This window comes from Vibrio sp. YQ_11, assembly GCF_043103065.1.
Lineage (GTDB): Bacteria > Pseudomonadota > Gammaproteobacteria > Enterobacterales > Vibrionaceae > Vibrio > Vibrio parahaemolyticus.
Genome location: NZ_JBICJM010000005.1, coordinates 37,811 through 56,458, shown reverse-complemented (window position 1 = coordinate 56,458; position 18,648 = coordinate 37,811). Strand labels below are relative to the sequence as shown.

The 18,648-nt window shown below is 46.5% G+C and carries 15 protein-coding genes; 9 read left to right on the top strand and 6 right to left on the bottom strand.

Translation table 11 applies throughout. The features are described from left to right. The first annotated feature begins 142 nt into the window (after window positions 1-142). On the top strand, window positions 143-490 hold the full coding sequence (locus tag ACF8EG_RS00755) for a helix-turn-helix transcriptional regulator (RefSeq protein ID WP_005462888.1): 348 nt from the start codon (window positions 143-145) through the stop codon (window positions 488-490). 93 nt (window positions 491-583) lie between these two features. Here ACF8EG_RS00755 and lldD read toward each other — a convergent pair whose 3' ends face one another. After that, on the bottom strand, window positions 584-1,723 hold the full coding sequence (gene lldD, locus ACF8EG_RS00750; RefSeq protein ID WP_069505685.1) for an FMN-dependent L-lactate dehydrogenase LldD: 1,140 nt from the start codon (window positions 1,721-1,723) through the stop codon (window positions 584-586). 314 nt (window positions 1,724-2,037) lie between these two features. After that, a complete protein-coding gene (locus tag ACF8EG_RS00745) occupies window positions 2,038-3,729 on the bottom strand; it encodes an L-lactate permease (protein ID WP_029829587.1) in 1,692 nt (563 codons plus the stop codon). 162 nt (window positions 3,730-3,891) lie between these two features. Between ACF8EG_RS00745 and ACF8EG_RS00740 the strand changes: the two genes are divergently transcribed. Together ACF8EG_RS00740 and ACF8EG_RS00735 are read left to right on the top strand one after the other, a co-directional pair. Continuing rightward, window positions 3,892-4,791 carry a LysR family transcriptional regulator gene (locus tag ACF8EG_RS00740; RefSeq protein WP_005499789.1) on the top strand — a complete coding sequence of 300 codons (900 nt, stop codon included), beginning with the start codon at window positions 3,892-3,894 and terminating at the stop codon, window positions 4,789-4,791. Window positions 4,792-4,906: 115 nt separating this feature from the next. After that, window positions 4,907-6,940 (top strand): prolyl oligopeptidase family protein, encoded by a 2,034-nt coding sequence (locus tag ACF8EG_RS00735; RefSeq protein WP_069505687.1) that lies wholly within the window; start codon window positions 4,907-4,909, stop codon window positions 6,938-6,940. A gap of 236 nt (window positions 6,941-7,176) precedes the next feature. Here the strand turns inward: ACF8EG_RS00735 and ACF8EG_RS00730 are convergent, their stop codons facing one another. Then, on the bottom strand, window positions 7,177-8,808 hold the full coding sequence (locus ACF8EG_RS00730; RefSeq protein ID WP_069505689.1) for an ABC transporter ATP-binding protein: 1,632 nt from the start codon (window positions 8,806-8,808) through the stop codon (window positions 7,177-7,179). 89 nt (window positions 8,809-8,897) lie between these two features. Further along, window positions 8,898-9,395, bottom strand: coding sequence for a hypothetical protein (locus ACF8EG_RS00725; RefSeq protein ID WP_069505691.1), 498 nt, complete (start codon window positions 9,393-9,395; stop codon window positions 8,898-8,900). A 187-nt stretch (window positions 9,396-9,582) separates the two neighbouring features. Between ACF8EG_RS00725 and ACF8EG_RS00720 the strand changes: the two genes are divergently transcribed. Continuing rightward, the gene (locus tag ACF8EG_RS00720) at window positions 9,583-11,943 is read left to right on the top strand and encodes a Lon protease family protein (protein ID WP_069505693.1); all 2,361 of its coding nucleotides are present in this window, start codon (window positions 9,583-9,585) and stop codon (window positions 11,941-11,943) included. 234 nt (window positions 11,944-12,177) lie between these two features. Continuing rightward, on the top strand, window positions 12,178-13,806 hold the full coding sequence (locus tag ACF8EG_RS00715) for a methyl-accepting chemotaxis protein (RefSeq protein ID WP_005478090.1): 1,629 nt from the start codon (window positions 12,178-12,180) through the stop codon (window positions 13,804-13,806). Between the two features lie 123 nt (window positions 13,807-13,929). On the opposite strand, the gene ACF8EG_RS00710 is transcribed toward ACF8EG_RS00715, so the two are convergent. Further along, on the bottom strand, window positions 13,930-14,664 hold the full coding sequence (locus ACF8EG_RS00710) for a flagellar brake protein (protein ID WP_005478273.1): 735 nt from the start codon (window positions 14,662-14,664) through the stop codon (window positions 13,930-13,932). 150 nt (window positions 14,665-14,814) lie between these two features. Between ACF8EG_RS00710 and ACF8EG_RS00705 the strand changes: the two genes are divergently transcribed. Next, entirely contained in the window at window positions 14,815-15,090 is a 276-nt protein-coding gene (locus ACF8EG_RS00705) for a GNAT family N-acetyltransferase (protein ID WP_029835001.1), read from the top strand. Window positions 15,091-15,092: 2 nt separating this feature from the next. After that, window positions 15,093-16,067 (top strand): phosphotransferase, encoded by a 975-nt coding sequence (locus ACF8EG_RS00700; RefSeq protein ID WP_053317715.1) that lies wholly within the window; start codon window positions 15,093-15,095, stop codon window positions 16,065-16,067. A 46-nt stretch (window positions 16,068-16,113) separates the two neighbouring features. Here ACF8EG_RS00700 and ACF8EG_RS00695 read toward each other — a convergent pair whose 3' ends face one another. Beyond that, window positions 16,114-16,614, bottom strand: a complete 501-nt coding sequence (locus tag ACF8EG_RS00695; protein ID WP_031429460.1) for a GNAT family N-acetyltransferase — start codon at window positions 16,612-16,614, stop codon at window positions 16,114-16,116. Window positions 16,615-17,009: 395 nt separating this feature from the next. On the opposite strand from ACF8EG_RS00695, the gene napG reads away from it, so the two are divergent. Next, window positions 17,010-17,780 (top strand): ferredoxin-type protein NapG, encoded by a 771-nt coding sequence (gene napG, locus ACF8EG_RS00690; RefSeq protein ID WP_015313573.1) that lies wholly within the window; start codon window positions 17,010-17,012, stop codon window positions 17,778-17,780. Further along, window positions 17,780-18,634: a quinol dehydrogenase ferredoxin subunit NapH gene (napH, locus tag ACF8EG_RS00685; RefSeq protein ID WP_025541390.1), complete on the top strand. Its 855-nt coding sequence runs from the start codon at window positions 17,780-17,782 to the stop codon at window positions 18,632-18,634. The genes napG and napH overlap by 1 nt, the downstream gene beginning before the upstream one ends. Window positions 18,635-18,648 lie beyond the last annotated feature (14 nt).

The following is an 18,648-nucleotide window of genomic DNA, read 5'->3' as shown; positions in this document are numbered from 1 at the left end:
AAAGCAGACGTGTGCAAGCCTTGCCATACCTTCGCTGAGCGCAAATATTCGAACGATCAATTATAAGTTCTCTGACTTATCGCTAACATTTATCTCAAGCAAGTGTGAGAGTGTATTGGCACTTGAATTATCGGAGGCAGATATGGAATTTACAGAGCTGGATAGAAATGCGCTCTACGACATCTGGATGTCACAAAAAGCCAAAATGCACATCACTCAAATGGAAATGGCAAAGCGCCTAGGTTTGAGCCTACATGAGTTTTCTGGCTTGTTACGTGGTAATTCGCCACTGACGCTAGGTTTTATCAAACAACTTTGTGAACAGCTGCATGTGCGTCCTGGGCAAGTGATTCCATCATTGACTGAGAGAGAACTGTCGGCGGCGGGATCGGTTCATTTGCAAAACCGAGTGACAGTGGATGGTGACATCCGCAATGTGTTCATTGAAGGCAACCAAGTCGTCATTGAGTACGTTCACCAAGTTAGCTAACTTACTCGTCAAATTATCGGGTTGAAGAGCAATAAAAAAACGAGCCAATTGAGGCTCGTTTTTTCGTTTCTGCTTTCTGCGTATTCGTAAAGATTATGGGATTTTCACCAACGAATCGCGAGATAGGTCAGCAATGGTTTTTGCGCCAGTCAGCGTCATAGCCACGCGCATTTCTTTGTCGTATAGGTCGAGTAGGTTTTCTACGCCAGCGCCACCTTGTGCAGCAAGCGCGTAAACGAATGAACGACCAAGCAGCGTACAGTCTGCGCCAAGTGCAAGCATACGAACAACATCCAAACCAGTACGAATACCAGAGTCTACGAAGACCTTCAGATCGCCTTTTACGGCGTCCGCAATGCTTGGCAGAGCTTTCGCTGTTGATAATACGCCATCGAGCTGACGACCACCGTGGTTTGATACCACAATGCCATCTGCACCGAAACGTACCGCATCTTTCGCGTCTTCTTCATCCAGAATGCCTTTGATGACCATTGGGCCATCCCAAAAATCACGAATCCACTCAAGATCTTTCCAAGAGATCGATGGGTCGAAGTTCGCGCCCAACCAGCCGATGTAGTCTTCTAGTTTCGTTGGTTCACCACGATACGTTGAGATGTTACCAAGATCGTGTGGCTTCCCTAGCAAGCCAACATCCAGCGCCCAGCTTGGGTGGCGCATGGCTTGGCATACGCGGCGCATTGCTGCGTTAGGGCCACTCATACCAGAGTGCATGTCACGGTAACGCGCACCTGGAACTGGCATGTCTACCGTGAACACCAATGTAGTAACGCCTGCTGCTTTTGCACGCTCAAGAACGTTTTTCATAAAGCCGCGGTCTTTTAGTACGTATAGCTGGAACCACATTGGACGCTCAATGGCTGGTGCCACTTCTTCAATCGGACAAACCGACACAGTCGACATGGTAAAAGGAATGCCTTTTTTCTCTGCCGCTTTTGCTGCTTGTACTTCACCACGGCGAGCGTACATGCCAGTTAGACCAACAGGTGCCAGTGCGATTGGCATCGCAAGTTTCTCTCCGAAAATCTTGGTCTCCAGACTCAAGTCTGTCATATCGCGTAGGACGCGCTGGCGTAGTGCAACATCGCCTAAATCGTCAGTATTACGCTTCAGAGTGCGTTCGTCGTAAGAGCCGCCATCAATATAATGGAATAGAAACGGAGGTAGCTTGGCTTTCGCGGCAGCGCGGTAATCGGTAGAAGCTGAGATAATCATAATTGTGTCCTAGCGGTTATTCTAAGCAAAGTTGTGGAGCATTTGCTCTTAAGTGAGCTTTCATCGCACAAAGCGCTAAAAGCATCAAAATGAGTATAGTTACCTTTGCATCACTTACTTTTGAATCGGTGATTTAGGTAACCCACTTACATAATTGGTTGAACAATCTTGATTTAATCGCTCAGTCAGTTATGCAAACTGGAAAGGTGACACAGCTGCCGGGGGAATTGATGTAGCAAGCTAAATCAACATGTCGGGGTAGTAGTGCTGACAGCTGTGTCAAATCGGGCAGGGCAGTGAGCCCTGCATTCGTATTACTTCATCAAGACGTCGGTGAGTTGGAATCCGTAAATCAGAACCAAACCGATGATGCCTGTCATTACTAGGTAGTAGAACGTTGGGATGATCGTCTTACGCAAGGTTGCGCCTTCACGACCTAGTAGACCGACGGTTGCAGATGCCGCCACCACGTTGTGAATGGCAATCATGTTACCCGCAGCCGCGCCAACGGCTTGCAGTGACACTACAACCACGCTTGAGATAGATAATGTCTGCGCGACTTCGAATTGGAACTGGCTGAACATCATGTTCGATACGGTATTCGAACCCGCGATGAATGCACCTAGTGCACCAACCGTTGCACTCAGTGCTGGGAATGCAGAGCCAACGAGGTCTGAGGCAAAGTTCGCGGTTGTTACAGGCATACTTGCTAGGTCAGCACCGTTCACTCCTGAGTTGATGAAGATACGTACCATCGGGATAGTGAACACCAATACGAAGCCTGCACCGATTAGCGTTTTGCTTGATTCGCCGAATGCTTCACGCAAAGGTTTTGCGCTACCGCTTTGCAATACAGCAGCAAGCAGAGCAACGAACACCAGTACACCACCAGGAAGGTAAAGCGGCTGAATGGCAGCGCTAACGCCAGTCTCGCCTAGAATGTTGCTAAACGACACGCTGATGCTTTGCAGTAGACCTTTAAACTCCGAGCTTACGCGGCTTGCTACCAAAATAACGGCCAGCATTACATAAGGAATCCACGCTTTTACCAAGCTCATTGGCTTACCGGGATTGTCGTGCAGATCCACTTTCAAAGAGCCTAACCACTCTGCAGGCCATTTGTCTTCGCTTTCAAAATCCCATTTTGTTTTAGGAACTAGGAAACCTTTTTTCGCAGCAGTTACGACGATAGAAAGACCAACCAAACCACCAATCAGCGATGGGAATTCAGCACCCAAGAACACGCCAGTTAATGCGTAAGGAACGGTAAATGACACACCTGCGAATAGCGCAAACGGTAGAATATCCAGACCTTCGCTCCAGCTTCTGTTCTTGCCGAAGAAACGTGTTAACATCATCGCCATCAATACAGGAATTATCGTACCAACCACGGCATGAATTACGGCAACGTTAGCCGTGATGTGCTGTAGGTATGCTTCCCATGTTGAGCCTTGAGCTGCCAACGCTTCACTGATGTTGTGCGTATCCAAACCTTTGTTTACACCCACGATAATCGGCGTACCCACCGCACCAAACGATACTGGCGTTGATTGAATCATCATGCCCATTAGTACCGCCGCTAGGGCAGGGAAACCGATCGCAACCAATAGTGGTGCGGCGATCGCTGCTGGTGTACCAAAGCCCGATGCACCTTCGATGAATGAACCAAAACACCAAGCAATAATGATGGCTTGAACTCGACGATCGGCAGAGATATCGGTAAATCCGTTACGGATAGTGGTGATCGCTCCAGTGTGTTTTAAAGTGTTGAGCAAGAAGATGGCACCAAACACGATCCAAAGAACAGAGACAGTAATTCCTAAACCTTGGAATACTGATGCCAGTACGCGAGTAGCTGACATATCCCAAAACATTAGGGCTATAGCGACGGTTAAACCGAACGCAACAGGCATAGCTTTTTTAGCAGGCCAGTTGAGACCAACCAATAAAATGGCGGCAACAACAATTGGCGAAAAGGCCACTAGGGCTAGTAGGGTTTCACTCATTTGTACATCCTTCGTACGCTGACTTCTCGAACGGTGTCAATCCGCTGTAGAGGCGACTTTTTGTTGTAATGGTTTTGTTAATTTGGCGTGAATTTACTCCTTTATTTTTTATTGATATAGGGAAATAATGAAAATAATTAATTCCAAAAGTGACATAATTGTATGCGAGCAGACGACTTAATCCTGTTTTCTCAGGTCATCGAATTAGGCAGTTTTAGTAAGGTTGCAGAGGCAAATAACCTTACAAATTCGGTAGTTAGCAAAAGAATGGCGCGACTAGAAGAAGAGATAGGTGCACAACTATTATATCGAACTACGCGCAAATTGACCCTGACCGAAGCTGGGAAGGTGTTGTTACACAGTGCTAAAAATGTGAAGCAAGCCACTCAGGAGGCTATGGACGCTGTTGCAGGCTTTGGAGAGAATGTGAGCGGTCATATCAAGATGTCGGTGCCGACTATCTCCGGTGACTTGATTCTTGCCGACGCGGTGGCGGAGTTTTGTAACCTTCATCCGGGGCTCACTGTCGATATGTCGCTCGATAATCGCTTTGTTGATCTTGTCGCAGATGGTTACGATTTAGTCATCCGAACCGGTTACTTGGAAGACTCCAGTTTAATTGCTCGGCACATACTCGACTCTCAATGGGTGGTATGCGCATCGCCTTCTTATATTGCTAAAAACGGCAAACCTATCGAACCTATCGATCTGACTTCGCACAACTGTTTGCAATACGCTTATCAAACCACCGGTGCATCGGAGTGGGAATTTAAGAGTGACGAAGGCAATTATATTGTTCGAGTCTCTGGAAGCTTTTCAACCGACAATGCCACCGCTCTGCGCAAAGCAGCATTAGGCGGACACGGCATTGCGTATGTGCCTCGCTGTTTGGTGTACCACGATATTCGTAATGGCCAGCTGGTGGATATTTTCCCTGAACTGGTCGGCAAAAAGCTGGGCATTTATGCGGTATATCCGTTTACGCGTCAGCCGCCGAATAAGGTTAAGCTGCTTATCGAGCACATTCGCGAACGTTACCTCACCATTTCTCATTACTTCTAGGTGCTTCATATTGTTTGCATTTTTTTGTTGAATTTCGCCACTTGAGCCCTAATCTAGCTATTGAGAATAAATCTCAATAAAAACAAAACACTTCAAACGGAGTAACACGGACGTTATGCATTACCCAAAAACACGTAAAGATTCTGTCGTGGATACTTATTTTGGTCACGACATTGCCGACCCTTATCGCTGGTTAGAAGATGATCGCAGTGAAGAAACCGCACAATGGGTTTCGGGTCAAAACTCAGTGACCTTCGATTTTCTTGGTCAGATCCCGTACCGCCAACAGATCCGTGACTTAGTCGCGAACAGCCAAAACTACGAAAAATATTCCCAGCCATTTGTACGTGGTGACTACACCTACTTCTACAAAAACGACGGTTTGCAAAACCAAAGCGTATTGTATCGCCGTAAAGACGAGGGAGAAGCCGAGGTCTTCCTTGACCCAAATACGTTCTCCGAAGAGGGCACGACCTCTCTTGGCGAAGTCAGCTTCTCGAAAGACTATCGTTTGGTGGCATATTCCATCTCGGAAGGAGGCAGTGACTGGCGTAAGATTTTTGTCATTGATACGGAAACTAAAGAACAGCTAGAGCCAGAGATCGTTGATGCGAAGTTTACGTCGATTTCTTGGCTGGGCAGCAAAGGCTTCTATTACTCAAGTTACGACAAGCCGCAAGGCAGCGAGTTGTCTGCTCGAACTGAGTATCACAAGCTTTATTATCATGAACTTGGTACCCCTCAATCTGAAGACAAAGTGATTTTTGGTGAGCAGGGCGCTCAGATTCATCGCTATGTGTCTGGTACGACGACGACGGATGATCGCTTCCTCATTATTTCTGGCGCAGAATCCACATCGGGTAATCGTCTGTTTTATGTCGATTTACAGTCTGACTCCCAAGCGATTGTAACACTGCGCGATACGACGCAAGGCGACACCTACTTGATTGATAGTCAAGACGAAACTTTGCTGCTTTACACCAACCTAGATACGCCGAACGGCAAAGTTGTCAGCTACAACACTCAGACAGAACAATGGGCTGACGTGATTGCTGAACAAGAACAGCCGTTAGAAATCAGCAAAGGTGGCGGTTATCTGTTTGCGACTTATATGGTGGATGTGCTTTCTAAAGTGCAGCAGTTTACCTACCAAGGTGAGTGGATTCGAGATGTAGAACTGCCGGGAGAAGGCACGGCTTACAGTCTAGCGGGTAAAAAAGAAGAAACCACGCTGTATTACACCTTTACTAACTACGTGACACCACCGACGATCTTCTCATTTGATGTCGAATCTGGTGCATCGACGCTTTACCAAGAATCAAAAGCGCCGTTCGATCGTAATGAGTATGAGTCAAAACAGGTGTTCTACACCTCAAAAGATGGCACGCAAGTTCCAATGTTCATCTCATACAAGAAGGGCATCTCACTTGATGGCAGTGCGCCAACCATGCTGTATGGTTATGGCGGTTTTAACATCAGCCTCACTCCGATGTTTTCTGGCAATGTGGCCAACTGGCTAGAATTGGGTGGCATTTACGCTGTCGCCAACATGCGAGGCGGCGGTGAATATGGTAAAGCTTGGCACAATGCGGGCACTCAGCAGCAAAAGCAAAACGTGTTTGATGACTTTATTGCGGCAGCGAAATACCTAATTGAAAACGACTACACCAGCTCGGAGCGACTAGCGATTCGTGGTGGTTCTAACGGTGGTTTGTTAGTTGGAGCGTGTATGACGCAACGTCCTGAACTATTCAAAGTTGCGCTGCCTGCGGTTGGTGTGCTTGATATGCTGCGTTACCACACATTTACGTCTGGTGAAGGCTGGAAGTACGACTACGGCACGTCAGAACAAAGTGAAGCGATGTTCCGATACTTACTTGGGTATTCACCTGTTCACAATGTAAAAGAAGGCGTGCAGTACCCTGCTACCTTGGTGACAACCGCTGATCATGACGACCGAGTTGTGCCTGCCCACTCGTATAAGTTTATTGCCGAACTGCAAGACAAACAGCAAGGCGAAAATCCGGTGTTGATTCGTATTGATGTGAATGCAGGTCATGGTGCCGGTATGCCGCTCAGCAAGCAAATCGATCTCACGACCGATGTGTACGCATTTACGCTATACAACATGGGTATTGAGTCGATTTGACGGTTTTGAGCTTTAGAGAATAAAAAATGCCGCGACAGAATCGCGGCATTTTTCATGGTTGGGGGAACTCAAGTAATACTATTTTTCAGTATTGTTGAGTCAGGTTGACTAAGTCTGACTCGATGAACCAACCAGTCTCGGCGGCCAAACCGAAAGGCAGCTACGCCATTCTCAAGTAAAGATGAAATAATCATCTTTACTTAATCCTAGTTCATTAATATGAAACTGTGATGAATCTAAGCAGCATCATTTTGATTTTCATTGTTTTCAAGATCAAATGAGGCATCAATCAGTTTTCTAGTGTACTCACTTTTTGGGTGATGGAAAATCTCTTGTGCGCTTCCTTGCTCCATCACTTCTCCTTTTTGCATCACTAATACGCGATCAGAAAGCGCCTTAACCACTGATAAATCATGGCTTATGAACAAATAACCAATATTGTGTTTTTTCTGCAAGTCTTTGAGAAGATCGATGACAGTGAGTTGCACTGAGCGATCTAAGGCTGAGGTCGGCTCATCAAGCAAGATAAACGACGGTTCCAAAATCAAGGCTCGTGCAATCGCAATACGTTGACGTTGCCCACCGGAAAATTCGTGCGGATAGCGGTTTATAGATGCGGGATCCAAACGTACTTCGCGCAGAACATCACGTGCTTTTTGCATGCGTTCTTTCTTGTTTAAATATGGTCGGTGGACGGTTAATCCTTCAGTGATGATTTCCCCGATGGTCATACGTGGTGAAAGCGAACCGTATGGATCTTGGAACACCATTTGTACGTCTTTTTTCAGATCGAACCGCTCTTTATCACTGAGTGAGGCCATGTTTTGACCTTTAAACTCAATTTTTCCGGTAGACGGTAGCAAACCGATCAACGCACGCCCTAACGTGGATTTACCCGAACCGGATTCACCAACAATGCCTAGTGTTTCGCCCTGTTTTAGTTGTAACGAGATGCCTTTTACCGCTTCGAAGTACTCGTTTTTGCTTGGGATGAAGTGAGGCGTCACCAAAAACTTCACACGAATGTCTTCAGCGTTGAGCAATTCCGACGCTTTCTCATCAACGGGGGTTTTGCTTCCTTTCGGAATCGAGTTAATCAGCATTTTGGTGTATTCATGCTGAGGTTCAGAAAACAAGTGCTCAGTAATGCCTTCTTCAACGACCTCACCTTTGCACATCACCAACACACGATCGGCAAAGTGTTTCACCACGCCTAGGTCATGGGTGATAAATAAAATAGCCATCCCCATTTTTGCTTGAATCTCTTTAATCAGCAGTAGCACTTCCGCCTGAACAGTAACGTCAAGCGCGGTTGTCGGTTCATCGGCAATTAAGATGTCTGGTTCGTTAATTAGCGCCATGGCAATCATGATGCGCTGTAACTGACCACCAGAAAACTCATGTGGATACTTATCATAGGCTTGTTGCGGGTTCGGCAAATGAACCAAATCAAACAGTTCAAGCACACGTTCTTTGGCTTTGCGCTGATTGACGGAGCGATGACACATCATGGCTTCCGCCACTTGAATACCGACCCGTATGTACGGATTCAGTGAAGTCATCGGCTCTTGGAATATCATTCCGATGCGATCGCCGCGAATGCGCTGCATTTGTCGCTCAGTTTTGTCCAGAATGGATTCGCCTTCAAACATGATTGACGAGTCTGGATGGACAATGGCGTTGTCTGGTAGCAGCTTCATTAAAGCGTTGGTGGAAACTGATTTGCCGGAACCAGATTCGCCGACGATAGACAGCGTTTCACCCGCTTGTAGCTCGAAGCTAACATTCTTTACTGCATCGACGATCCCATCGTTTGTCGTAAAGCTGACAGACAAGTTGTTCACCGAAAGAATGGTTTGAGAAGACATCACGTATCCTTGTGTTTGATATAGCAAATAAACCTAGAGCAATGGTGATGGCGCTTAAATCCTGCTGCTTTCCATTGCTCTGGTACTCATTAGTTGTAGAGGTTGGGAGCAACCGCTTCTGCTGAGCTCATCGCCTGTAAATGCAAAAACTGTTCATGGGCGCGAGTGACATGGTCCAGCTCTATCATCCATTGAGCATTGCGCTGCGCAGAGCAAAATGCGGCCATGTGTGCAAGTAAGTCCTCACTTTGCTGACCGAGTAGGTGGCCAACACGCTCAATCAGCTCATGGCTTTCAAGCTGCAAAAATTGGAACAGCGCATAAGTTTGGTTGAGGGCTGAAAATGCGTCGCGCTGTAATCCCAATTTGTTGAGGATCTCAGATTGCGCCACGCTCGCATCGCGTAATCCGCTGACCAGACACACAAATTGGCAAGGCTTGGTAAGGTCATTCTCTAGCGCCTTATGGATATGGCTAGGCAAGTGATTGAGCACATCTTCGTATAAGCGATGAGCTTCTGGCCAATGGCCTTGCTCCATCAATTGCTCCGCTTTCAAATAGCGCATCCAGCATTGCTCAATATTCATGTCCATCTCCACAAAAGTTGATTTGCTGAAGATATTAAATGAAATTGATTATCAATTGCAAGTGCGTATTATTTTCATTTTGATGGTCATAAAGTGTGCGATTAAACCATGGTGTAAGCTAAATCACTTAAAATTAAACAAATAATCTCTACACTCAAGTTACGACAATAAGAAAAAGGAAGCGGATATGGCAATACTAAGATTGGAACCTCAACAGCTGTATTCTGTAGCGGATCTAGAGAATATGCCATGTAAGTCGACCAAGGAACTGCCTCCTATTGACGAAATCGTGGGACAAGAGCGTGCGCAAAAAGCGGTCGAGTTTGCGATGTCAATTAAGGAAAAAGGGTACAACATTTACGCCATCGGTCAGAACGGGCTAGGTAAGCGCACGATGATTCTGCGCTATTTGAATCGTCACCAGCATGACGCCGGTGCGTTGTTTGACTGGTGTTACGTCGCGAATTTTGAAGATACACGCACGCCTAAAGTGTTAAAGCTCCCTTGTGGAATCGGTAACAAACTGCGTGTTGATATTGAAGCCTTAATGGGGAAATTGCTTAATGCGCTGCCATTAGCTTTTGATAACGAAATGTACTTTAGCCGTGCTGATCGTTTGAAAAACCAGTTGGCAAACAAACAGCAAAATGAATTGGACCGCATTAGCCGTGAAGCAAAAGAGCACGGCATCAGCCTGACGATCACATCGCAAGGCGATTATCAATTTGTCGCCATGAATGGCGATGAGTTGCACACTGAAGAATCTTTTGATGCCTTGAGCAAAAAAGAGCAAGAACAGTTTAGTGACAGCATTGACGCGTTAGAGGTGAGTTTACGTTCCATGGTGCGTGAACTGACCGAGTGGGAGGATACCTACAGCGACAAAATCAAAAAGCTGAATGATGAAGTTACGCTCGATGTGATTACTCACTTCATTAAAAAGCTCAAAGTGGATTATTCGGAATACTCCGAAATCAAAACCTATTTGACGGAGTTGCAAAAAGATATCGTTGAAAACGCGGATATTTTCCTCGATCAAAGTGGTGAACAAGGTGAGATTGCTGCTGCGTCTTTAGATAAAAAGTTGCCTCGTCGCTACAAAGTGAACGTGTTAGTGAGTCGTAACAACAGCGATTTCCCAATCGTGGTGGAAGAGAACCCAAATTACCACTCACTGTTTGGCTCGATTGAAACTGCGACATTCAAAGGAACAGTCTTTACCGACTTCTCACTGATCCGTGCAGGTAGTTTGCACAAAGCCAACGGCGGCGTTCTGTTAATGGACGCGCAAAAAGTGTTGGAGCAGCCGTATGTCTGGGATGGCTTAAAACGTGCGCTGCGCTCTCGCCAACTAAGCTTTACGTCATTAGAAAAAGAGGTGACGTTGACGGGGGCGGTTTCATTAGATCCTGAACCGATTCCGCTTGATATCAAAATCATCTTGTTTGGGGATTACCGAACTTACCAATTACTCCAACATTACGATCCAGAGTTCAGCGAGTTGTTCCGTGTGACGGCAGATTTCGAAGACGAAATGAAACGTACGCCGGAGTCTGAGCTGCATTACGCGCGCTTTATCTCTAGCGTGGTGCATGACAACAATATGCTGCATTGCGATCGCAAAGCCATTGCTCGAATCATCGAATACAGCTCACGTTTGTCTGGCGACCAATCCAAGCTATCTCTGCATTCGGCTAATATCGCCAACTTGCTTCGAGAGTCGAACTACGTGGCTCGCCAAGCAAACTCAAACATGATCCGCATTGGCCACGTCGAAGAGGCGATGAAAAATCAGGAGATGCGCGTCAGCCGTTTGCGAGACAGTGTGATGGAGACGTTCTTAAACGGCACTACGTTGATTCTCACTGAGGGTTCGGCGATAGGGCAAGTGAACGCGTTGTCGGTGTTGAGTACCAGCGATTATATGTTTGGTGCGCCTAACCGTATTACTGCCACGACATGCTACGGCGATGGCGACGTCATCGATATTGAACGCAGCGTCGATCTTGGCGGCAGTATCCATTCAAAAGGTGTGATGATCCTATCGGCTTATCTGTCTTCCGTATTCGGAAAAACCGCGCGAGTGCCACTCACGACGACGATTACCTTTGAGCAATCTTACGGTGGTGTCGACGGAGACAGCGCGAGCATGGCGGAGTTTTGCGCGGTCGTTTCGGCTTTTTCTAAACAACCAAATCGACAAGATATCGCGATCACGGGGTCAATGAACCAATTTGGTGAAGCGCAGCCGATTGGTGGCTTAAACGAAAAAATCGAAGGTTTCTATGATGTGTGTGTGATCAAAGGTCGTCACTCCGGACAGGGCGTGATCATTCCTCGTTCGAATGTTCATAACTTGATGCTACGAGCTGACATCGTGAAAGCGGTAGAAAAAGGGGAGTTCCATATTTGGGCAATTGACCACGTTACTGAGGCCATTGAACTGTTCACCGGCAAGGTGGCAGGTGAGCCGACAGATGAAGGTTCTTACCCGATTGATACGATTTTTGGCCTTGCTCAAGCGAAGCTCAATTCGCTGAGAAAGTAAGCGATATTTGCTCTGGATGTGAATAAATATCATCACAATTAATCACAACCTGTAATAACGACAATATCCCGACACTAGTGTCGGGATATTGTCAATAACAGATTGAAAATGGGGACTTTTTGTACTAGACAAAAGTGTGATCGACCTCTAATATTCGCCACTTGTTTATTCGTCCGGGAACAATCCCGTCGCATGGAAGCAAGTAGGCATCACGCATATAACTGAGGTCCAGTCATGCAGCTATCACTGAAAAACTTGTCAGTACGAACCCAAATTTTGGTTCCGGTATTATTTACCGCTATTGTTTTGTTTATTGCTCTGTGGATTACTAAAAACAATCTTCAAGCGGAGCAAGACGTTATTGCTTCTAACCAAGAGTCTTTGGTTTTCCATAAAGACACTTTGGCGCGTATCGACGATCAAATTTACCCATTGCGCATCAGCGCGGTTTACGCAATTTACGATGCTTCTCGTCGTGAAACTTTCTTAAATGAGCTAAAAGCAGGCTTGAAACAAGTTGAAGCGGATCTAAGTGCGATCGAAGCGCGCAACCTGTTTCGTGAAGATGCGATTGAAGTGCGTAAAGCGATTGAAGCGTATGTGCAGTACTCACAGCGCTCTGTAGCGTTTTTCAACCAATACGATCAAGGTCTGAAATCAGACAACGAATACCGTGCATTTATTTCTGAGTACCGCCGTGTTGGTAATGAAATGGTGCAAGGCATCAACACTTTGTCTAAACACGTGAACGATCAAGCGGTTGAATCAACAGCAAAAAGTAACGCACAAAACGAGCGTGTTCAAACCAATGCTATGCTGACGGTTCTTGCTGTGTTTGTGTTCTCGCTTATTGGCGCATGGTTCCTATCTGGCATGATTGTTACACCAATCCAAAAGCTGCAACGTGTGATGCGTGAACTGGCGGCTGGTAACCTTTCTGTTCGCGCGGATGTCGAAGGCGACAACGAGATTGCTCAGCTAAGCAAAGACGTTAACCAAACCGCGTCTCAACTTTACAGCATCGTTGATCAGTTAACTCGAATCAGTGAAGAAGTGGCGTCTGCATCGACAGAACTTGCTGCAGTAATGACGCAAGCAGAAGCGAACGCTCAACAAGAATTGGCAGAAATCGAGCAAGTTGCTTCTGCGGTAAATGAGCTAGCAAGCACTGCAAACAACGTAAGTGACAATGCGACCTCTGCTGATGCAACAGCACGCGAAGCGGACGGTCTAGCGCAATCTGGTTTGGCTATCTTCCAAGAAAGTGCAGACGCAAGTGCGCAAATGTCTCAAGCATTGAACGATGCCGCGCAAGTTGTACTGCGTCTAAAAGAGCAATCAGTACAGATCAACGATGTTATTGAAGTGATTCGCGGTGTATCTGAACAAACGAACTTGTTGGCGTTGAACGCAGCGATTGAAGCAGCACGTGCTGGTGAATCTGGTCGTGGTTTTGCGGTTGTAGCGGATGAAGTTCGTATGCTAGCGGCACGTACTCAAGATTCAACGCAAGAAATCTCAACAATCATTGAAGAGCTACAAGCGCAATCTGGCCTTGCTAACGACAGCATGCAAGTTAGCCTAGAAATGTTAACTCGTAACAACGAGCTGACTCAGCAAGCGAACGATGCGTTGATCGGTATTACAGAATCTGTTGCGAACATCAACGATTCAAACACGCAAGTAGCGACAGCTGCGGAAGAGCAATCTCAAGTCACTCAAGACATCAACCGCAACGTGGTTAACATGTCTGAACTTGTGAACCAAAATGTAGCGGGCATCAGCCAAAGCGCAAGCGCAAGTAGCGAGCTATCACTACTGGCTGAAAAGCAAAAAGAACAGTTGAGCTTCTTTAAGCTGTAAGCTTTTGCTTTACGTTTTTAAATATGGTCTCAGCAAAAAGGCACCCTCGGGTGCCTTTTTAATGCTCGTTTTTCAAGAACGAATACGTGCTCTAGCAATTTCATCGCTCTAGGTCGTTCGAATTTACTTCAACTTCAGCTTGGTGCCGTCGAATTTGAGATGGCTCAGCAGGCTCTTGGCGTTAGTCTTGCCTACCTCATCAAACTCCATTCCGTAGCGGGCATAGTGAGTCGATTTTTGCAGGTTACAAATACGACCATTCAGTGGCGCTAACATGCGACCATCACTCGGCATGGTGAGGTCTAGAGTGATACGGTCGCCAACTTGTAAAGGTCGGCTCATTGGCGATGTTACAAAACGACAGCCGCTGCGAGACAGGTCTCTTATCTCACACTCACTTCGATATTCATCCAAGCGGACTCGCGCTTTCAAATTCACCTCATAACGCACTTCTTTACGAAGTTGGAATACCTGCATTGTATTGGGAAGGCTAAGCACTAAAATGGGATAAGGGTCGCCCAAGCGATGTTGAAGCTGAGCCCTAAAAGGGATGACTGCGCCTTCGCCACGATGAGAATACGCTTTTACGTTAATCCAAAAGCCTTCTTGAAAATAGAATTTCAAATCTTCATCGGAAATATTCGGAACTTCGATCAATGCCGTATTGTTAGAGTGGCAGCCGACAAACGTACTGGTGGTGATGAACTTCGTTCCAACAGGCGTGGTCACATTGAGAGTGACTTCACTACCATGCTCAACCATCGCCATTGCATCGGTGCTGTTTAATGTGGTGGCCTGACGTTCTGGTGCTCTCTTACTCTGCAGAGGTAGATTGCCGTCTCTGGCACTGGTTATCATATTTCTCATTCTTATTGTCGTACCTGATTTGAGAAGAGGTGACTGCTATGAAATTTAGCACTAAACGACTGGGTGTCTTTGCGTGGTAATGATTTTATTCAGTGATATAGTTTGATTCAATAAATCCGTAACAAAATTAGAGAAGAAGATATGCATAAAGTGATTCACGACACTGAAAGTGGCCTCTTTTGGGTTGATTTAGAGCAAGACTTCAAAGCAAAAGTGGTCTACGAGTTGAAAAATGATGTGATGCACATAACATCGACGGTCGTACCAGAAGAGCTGCGAGGCAAAGGTTATGGCAAAGTAATGATGGAAACGGTACTCCCAGAAATTGAAGCTCTGGGTTATAAAATCGAACCGGTTTGCCCGTATGTGGCGCATTACATCAACCGTAACCAAGCTTGGTCGCATCTTCTTGCTTGAGTATGAATGATCACCACCTTTTGTATCAAAATATCAGCCAGGATCTTGATCTCGGTGCATTACTGTCGAGTGAAGTAATCCAGTCACTTTGGGGCGGTTACGGAGAATTGGTTAGGCTGATATTTGCTAAACGCTCTGTCATTGTAAAACACGTCAAATTACCTAAACCTTCTGAACACCCTAGAGGCTGGAATACAGACCGTTCTCACCAAAGAAAGCTGCACTCTTATCAGGTTGAAGTCAGTTGGTACGCGCATTTTTCCGGAGTCATGGACTCGCACTGTCGAGTACCACAAGGCTTAAAAACGTTCCAGTCGGAGAATGAATGGCTCATTGTGATGGAAGATCTCGCCGAGGCGGGTTTTCCAAAAGTCATCACCGATGCAAAGCTAGAACATCTACGAGCCTGCCTTACTTGGTTGGCGAATTTTCATGCGCGCTACATCGGTGTTTGCTCGGATAAGCTGTGGCATACCGGCACGTATTGGCATTTGGCAACCAGACCCGATGAGCTTGAGGCGTTGCAAGACAGTGAGCTAAAAAATGCCGCTCGATTGATTGATCAAACGCTTTCGCAAGCCAAGTTCAAGACGCTTGTACACGGTGATGCCAAATTGGCGAACTTCTGTTTTGAGCAAGATGAATTGAGCGTTGCTGCGGTCGACTTTCAATACGTCGGACATGGCTGTGCGATGAAAGATGTGGCACTGTTTATGAGTAGCGCCGTCAAGCCAGAGCGTTGTGCAGAGATGGAAGTTTGGGTCTTGGATACGTATTTCGCTCAGTTGCAACAGGCGTTAATGGTTTATCAGCCGAATCTCGACCCCGATGAAGTCGAGCGTGAATGGCGTCCTTTGTTTGCGGTTGCATGGGCTGACTTTCAGCGCTTTGTGAAAGGTTGGAGTTCTGACCACTGGAAGATCAATCCCTACACAGAAGCATTGACTCGCAGAGCGTTGGCTTACTTACGAAAGTGAGTCGAAGTTTAAAAAGAAAAGCCTCCAACTAGTAGGAGGCTTTTCTTTATTTTTTACTTGGTCTGATACGTGCCATGTAATAGGTATTGATGAACTCGCCATCTCGGAAGGAGGCATCAATCGCCTCTCCTTCAATTTCAAAACCATGCTTTTTGTACAGGCCAATCGCGGCCTCGTTGTCGGCATTCACTTCTAACTGAATGCGTCTTACATTCAACCAGTTATCCGCCAACTCGGTGATGGTTTCAATCAACTTACTTCCCACGCCTAGGCCGTGAAACTGGTCGTGAACGCCAATACCAAACGCGGCCGTGTGCGCCGTTCTTGGGCGCTGCGAGTGATGAAAGCCAATGTTACCCACTACTTTACCCTCGATTTCAGCGACGTAGCTGTAAACACCAGCGGGCATATTTGACAATCGTTCTACCCACATTGCGAGCGAAGGTTTTGGGAGTTGCAGGGTTTCACGTTGTGCTTTTGGTTGTGAATAGATTTCTACGAGTGCCGCTGCGTCTTCAACGGTCGTTGGACGTACGATAATTTCCATGCTTCTCTCCTTCGCTTTTTAGTATTAATTTTCAATCTAACCACAGTTCCTTATTTTGGATAGTATTTTTTGAAGTTTGAGAGATAAACACCTTTTAAATTAGGTTGTTATAGCTATGTTTCTCTAAATTTTAGTAGTCATTTATCTTCGAATTTAGCGAATAGATTGCAAAGGTGTTGAATTATTGTACTGAAAATGGCGTGCACGGCAGAGTATCGTGGTGAATTTCATGTTGGAGGAAATAAATGGAATTATTCAAACTGTGACGACGGCACTGTACATCAGTTGACTTGAATCAATTGAGGGTGGAGTTACCTCTTATGAGGTATGGGGAAGAGGTGCGTTTAGCGTTATTTATGCTTAACTTGATAAAGGAGTTTCGTTGAGGAAATAGCATGAAATCCTCTCAGTCTAAAACATCGCAAAGTCGGCGCCGATTTTTGCGTGATACTGTCCGAACTGCGGCAGGCGTTGGCGCAGCGGCGTGTGTGTTGGGCTTACAATCGCTGCAAAGCCAAGCTCGAGAAACCAAAGGTGTGCCTATTCGCCCACCCGGTGCTTTGCCAGAAGGCGATTTCGAATCAGCCTGTATTCGATGTGGCTTGTGTGTTCAAGCATGCCCTTACGACACATTGAAACTCGCGACATTACTTTCTCCTGTAGCCACTGGTTCTCCTTACTTTACTGCGCGCGATATTCCCTGCGAAATGTGCGAAGACATTCCTTGTGTGGTGGCTTGCCCTAGTGGGGCGCTGGATCCGAAGTTAACCGATATTGATGATGCTCGAATGGGCACAGCGGTTCTTATTGACCATGAAACTTGCCTTAACTGGCAAGGGCTGCGATGCGACGTTTGTTATCGCGTTTGTCCGCTAATTGATGAAGCCATCACATTAGAGATGGTTCACAACGACCGAACTGGCTATCACGCCAAACTTATCCCTACAGTGAATTCAGAAGTGTGTACTGGGTGCGGTAAGTGCGAACAAGCGTGCGTGTTGGATGTCGCTGCTATTAAAGTTGTCCCGACGGATTTGGCGAAAGGCAAAGTGGGCAGCCATTACAATTTTGGTTGGAAAGAGATCGACAAACCACTCGAAAATATCCTCCCCAGTGAGACGCCTGTACCGGAAGGTGCGCTTGAATCGCTAAAAGGAGGTAAGTAATGGCAAAGAACTTAGCTCAAAATGCTGGCAAAGAGGCGATTGAAAAGCTTGGTTGGTGGCGCGCGCATCGGTTTCTGGTTTTACGTCGGCTATGTCAGCTCACCATTATTGCGCTGTTTATGGCAGGGCCGACATTAGGGGTTCTAACCGGTAACCTCTCATCGAGTATGTTGCTCGATACGGTCCCTTTAAGTGACCCGTTAATAGTGCTTCAAGCTTTGGCGACAGGGCATATCCCGGAGTTTAATGCGTTGTTAGGCGTAGTGATTGTCGTGGTGTTCTACGCGATTTTAGCACCGCGCGCATTTTGTGCTTGGGTATGCCCGTTGAACATCGTGACGGACTTAGCGGCGTGGCTGCGCAGAAAGTTCAACATTAAAGCGAGCTATCGTTGGTCTCCTGCTATTCGCTATTGGCTGATCCCTGTTTTGATGTTGGGCAGCGCGCTGTCTGGCGCGATTCTTTGGACATGGTTAGATCCAGTGGCGGCACTGCATCGCGGATTGGTGTTTGGTATGGGCGCAGGTTGGGTGCTGATCGCACTGGTGTTCGTACTGGATTTACTCTTAGTTGAGCATGGGTGGTGTGGGCACTTATGTCCACTGGGAGCTACCTATGGCGTGATAGGCCGAAAAAGCCTGTTGCGTGTTACTGCTGTTCGCCGCGAAGATTGCACGAAATGCATGGATTGCTTTTACGTTTGCCCAGAACCAGAAGTGCTTCGGCAGCCTTTGAAAGAGGGAGATCGTCGAGTTATGGATCAAAACTGCATAAGTTGTGGCCGCTGTTTGGATGTTTGTCCAGAACATGTGTTTGAGTTCAAAAATCGCCTTAATGTGAAAAACATCGACTAAGTCGATAAGCCACT

What these genes read in the sequence shown, in the direction of transcription:
- ACF8EG_RS00755 (WP_005462888.1), top strand. Translation starts at nt 143, where the DNA reads ATGGAATTTACAGAGCTGGATAGAAATGCGCTCTACGACATCTGGATG.
- lldD (WP_069505685.1), bottom strand. Translation starts at nt 1,723, where the DNA reads ATGATTATCTCAGCTTCTACCGATTACCGCGCTGCCGCGAAAGCCAAG.
- ACF8EG_RS00745 (WP_029829587.1), bottom strand. Translation starts at nt 3,729, where the DNA reads ATGAGTGAAACCCTACTAGCCCTAGTGGCCTTTTCGCCAATTGTTGTT.
- ACF8EG_RS00740 (WP_005499789.1), top strand. Translation starts at nt 3,892, where the DNA reads ATGCGAGCAGACGACTTAATCCTGTTTTCTCAGGTCATCGAATTAGGC.
- ACF8EG_RS00735 (WP_069505687.1), top strand. Translation starts at nt 4,907, where the DNA reads ATGCATTACCCAAAAACACGTAAAGATTCTGTCGTGGATACTTATTTT.
- ACF8EG_RS00730 (WP_069505689.1), bottom strand. Translation starts at nt 8,808, where the DNA reads ATGTCTTCTCAAACCATTCTTTCGGTGAACAACTTGTCTGTCAGCTTT.
- ACF8EG_RS00725 (WP_069505691.1), bottom strand. Translation starts at nt 9,395, where the DNA reads ATGAATATTGAGCAATGCTGGATGCGCTATTTGAAAGCGGAGCAATTG.
- ACF8EG_RS00720 (WP_069505693.1), top strand. Translation starts at nt 9,583, where the DNA reads ATGGCAATACTAAGATTGGAACCTCAACAGCTGTATTCTGTAGCGGAT.
- ACF8EG_RS00715 (WP_005478090.1), top strand. Translation starts at nt 12,178, where the DNA reads ATGCAGCTATCACTGAAAAACTTGTCAGTACGAACCCAAATTTTGGTT.
- ACF8EG_RS00710 (WP_005478273.1), bottom strand. Translation starts at nt 14,664, where the DNA reads ATGATAACCAGTGCCAGAGACGGCAATCTACCTCTGCAGAGTAAGAGA.
- ACF8EG_RS00705 (WP_029835001.1), top strand. Translation starts at nt 14,815, where the DNA reads ATGCATAAAGTGATTCACGACACTGAAAGTGGCCTCTTTTGGGTTGAT.
- ACF8EG_RS00700 (WP_053317715.1), top strand. Translation starts at nt 15,093, where the DNA reads ATGAATGATCACCACCTTTTGTATCAAAATATCAGCCAGGATCTTGAT.
- ACF8EG_RS00695 (WP_031429460.1), bottom strand. Translation starts at nt 16,614, where the DNA reads ATGGAAATTATCGTACGTCCAACGACCGTTGAAGACGCAGCGGCACTC.
- napG (WP_015313573.1), top strand. Translation starts at nt 17,010, where the DNA reads ATGAAATCCTCTCAGTCTAAAACATCGCAAAGTCGGCGCCGATTTTTG.
- napH (WP_025541390.1), top strand. Translation starts at nt 17,780, where the DNA reads ATGGCAAAGAACTTAGCTCAAAATGCTGGCAAAGAGGCGATTGAAAAG.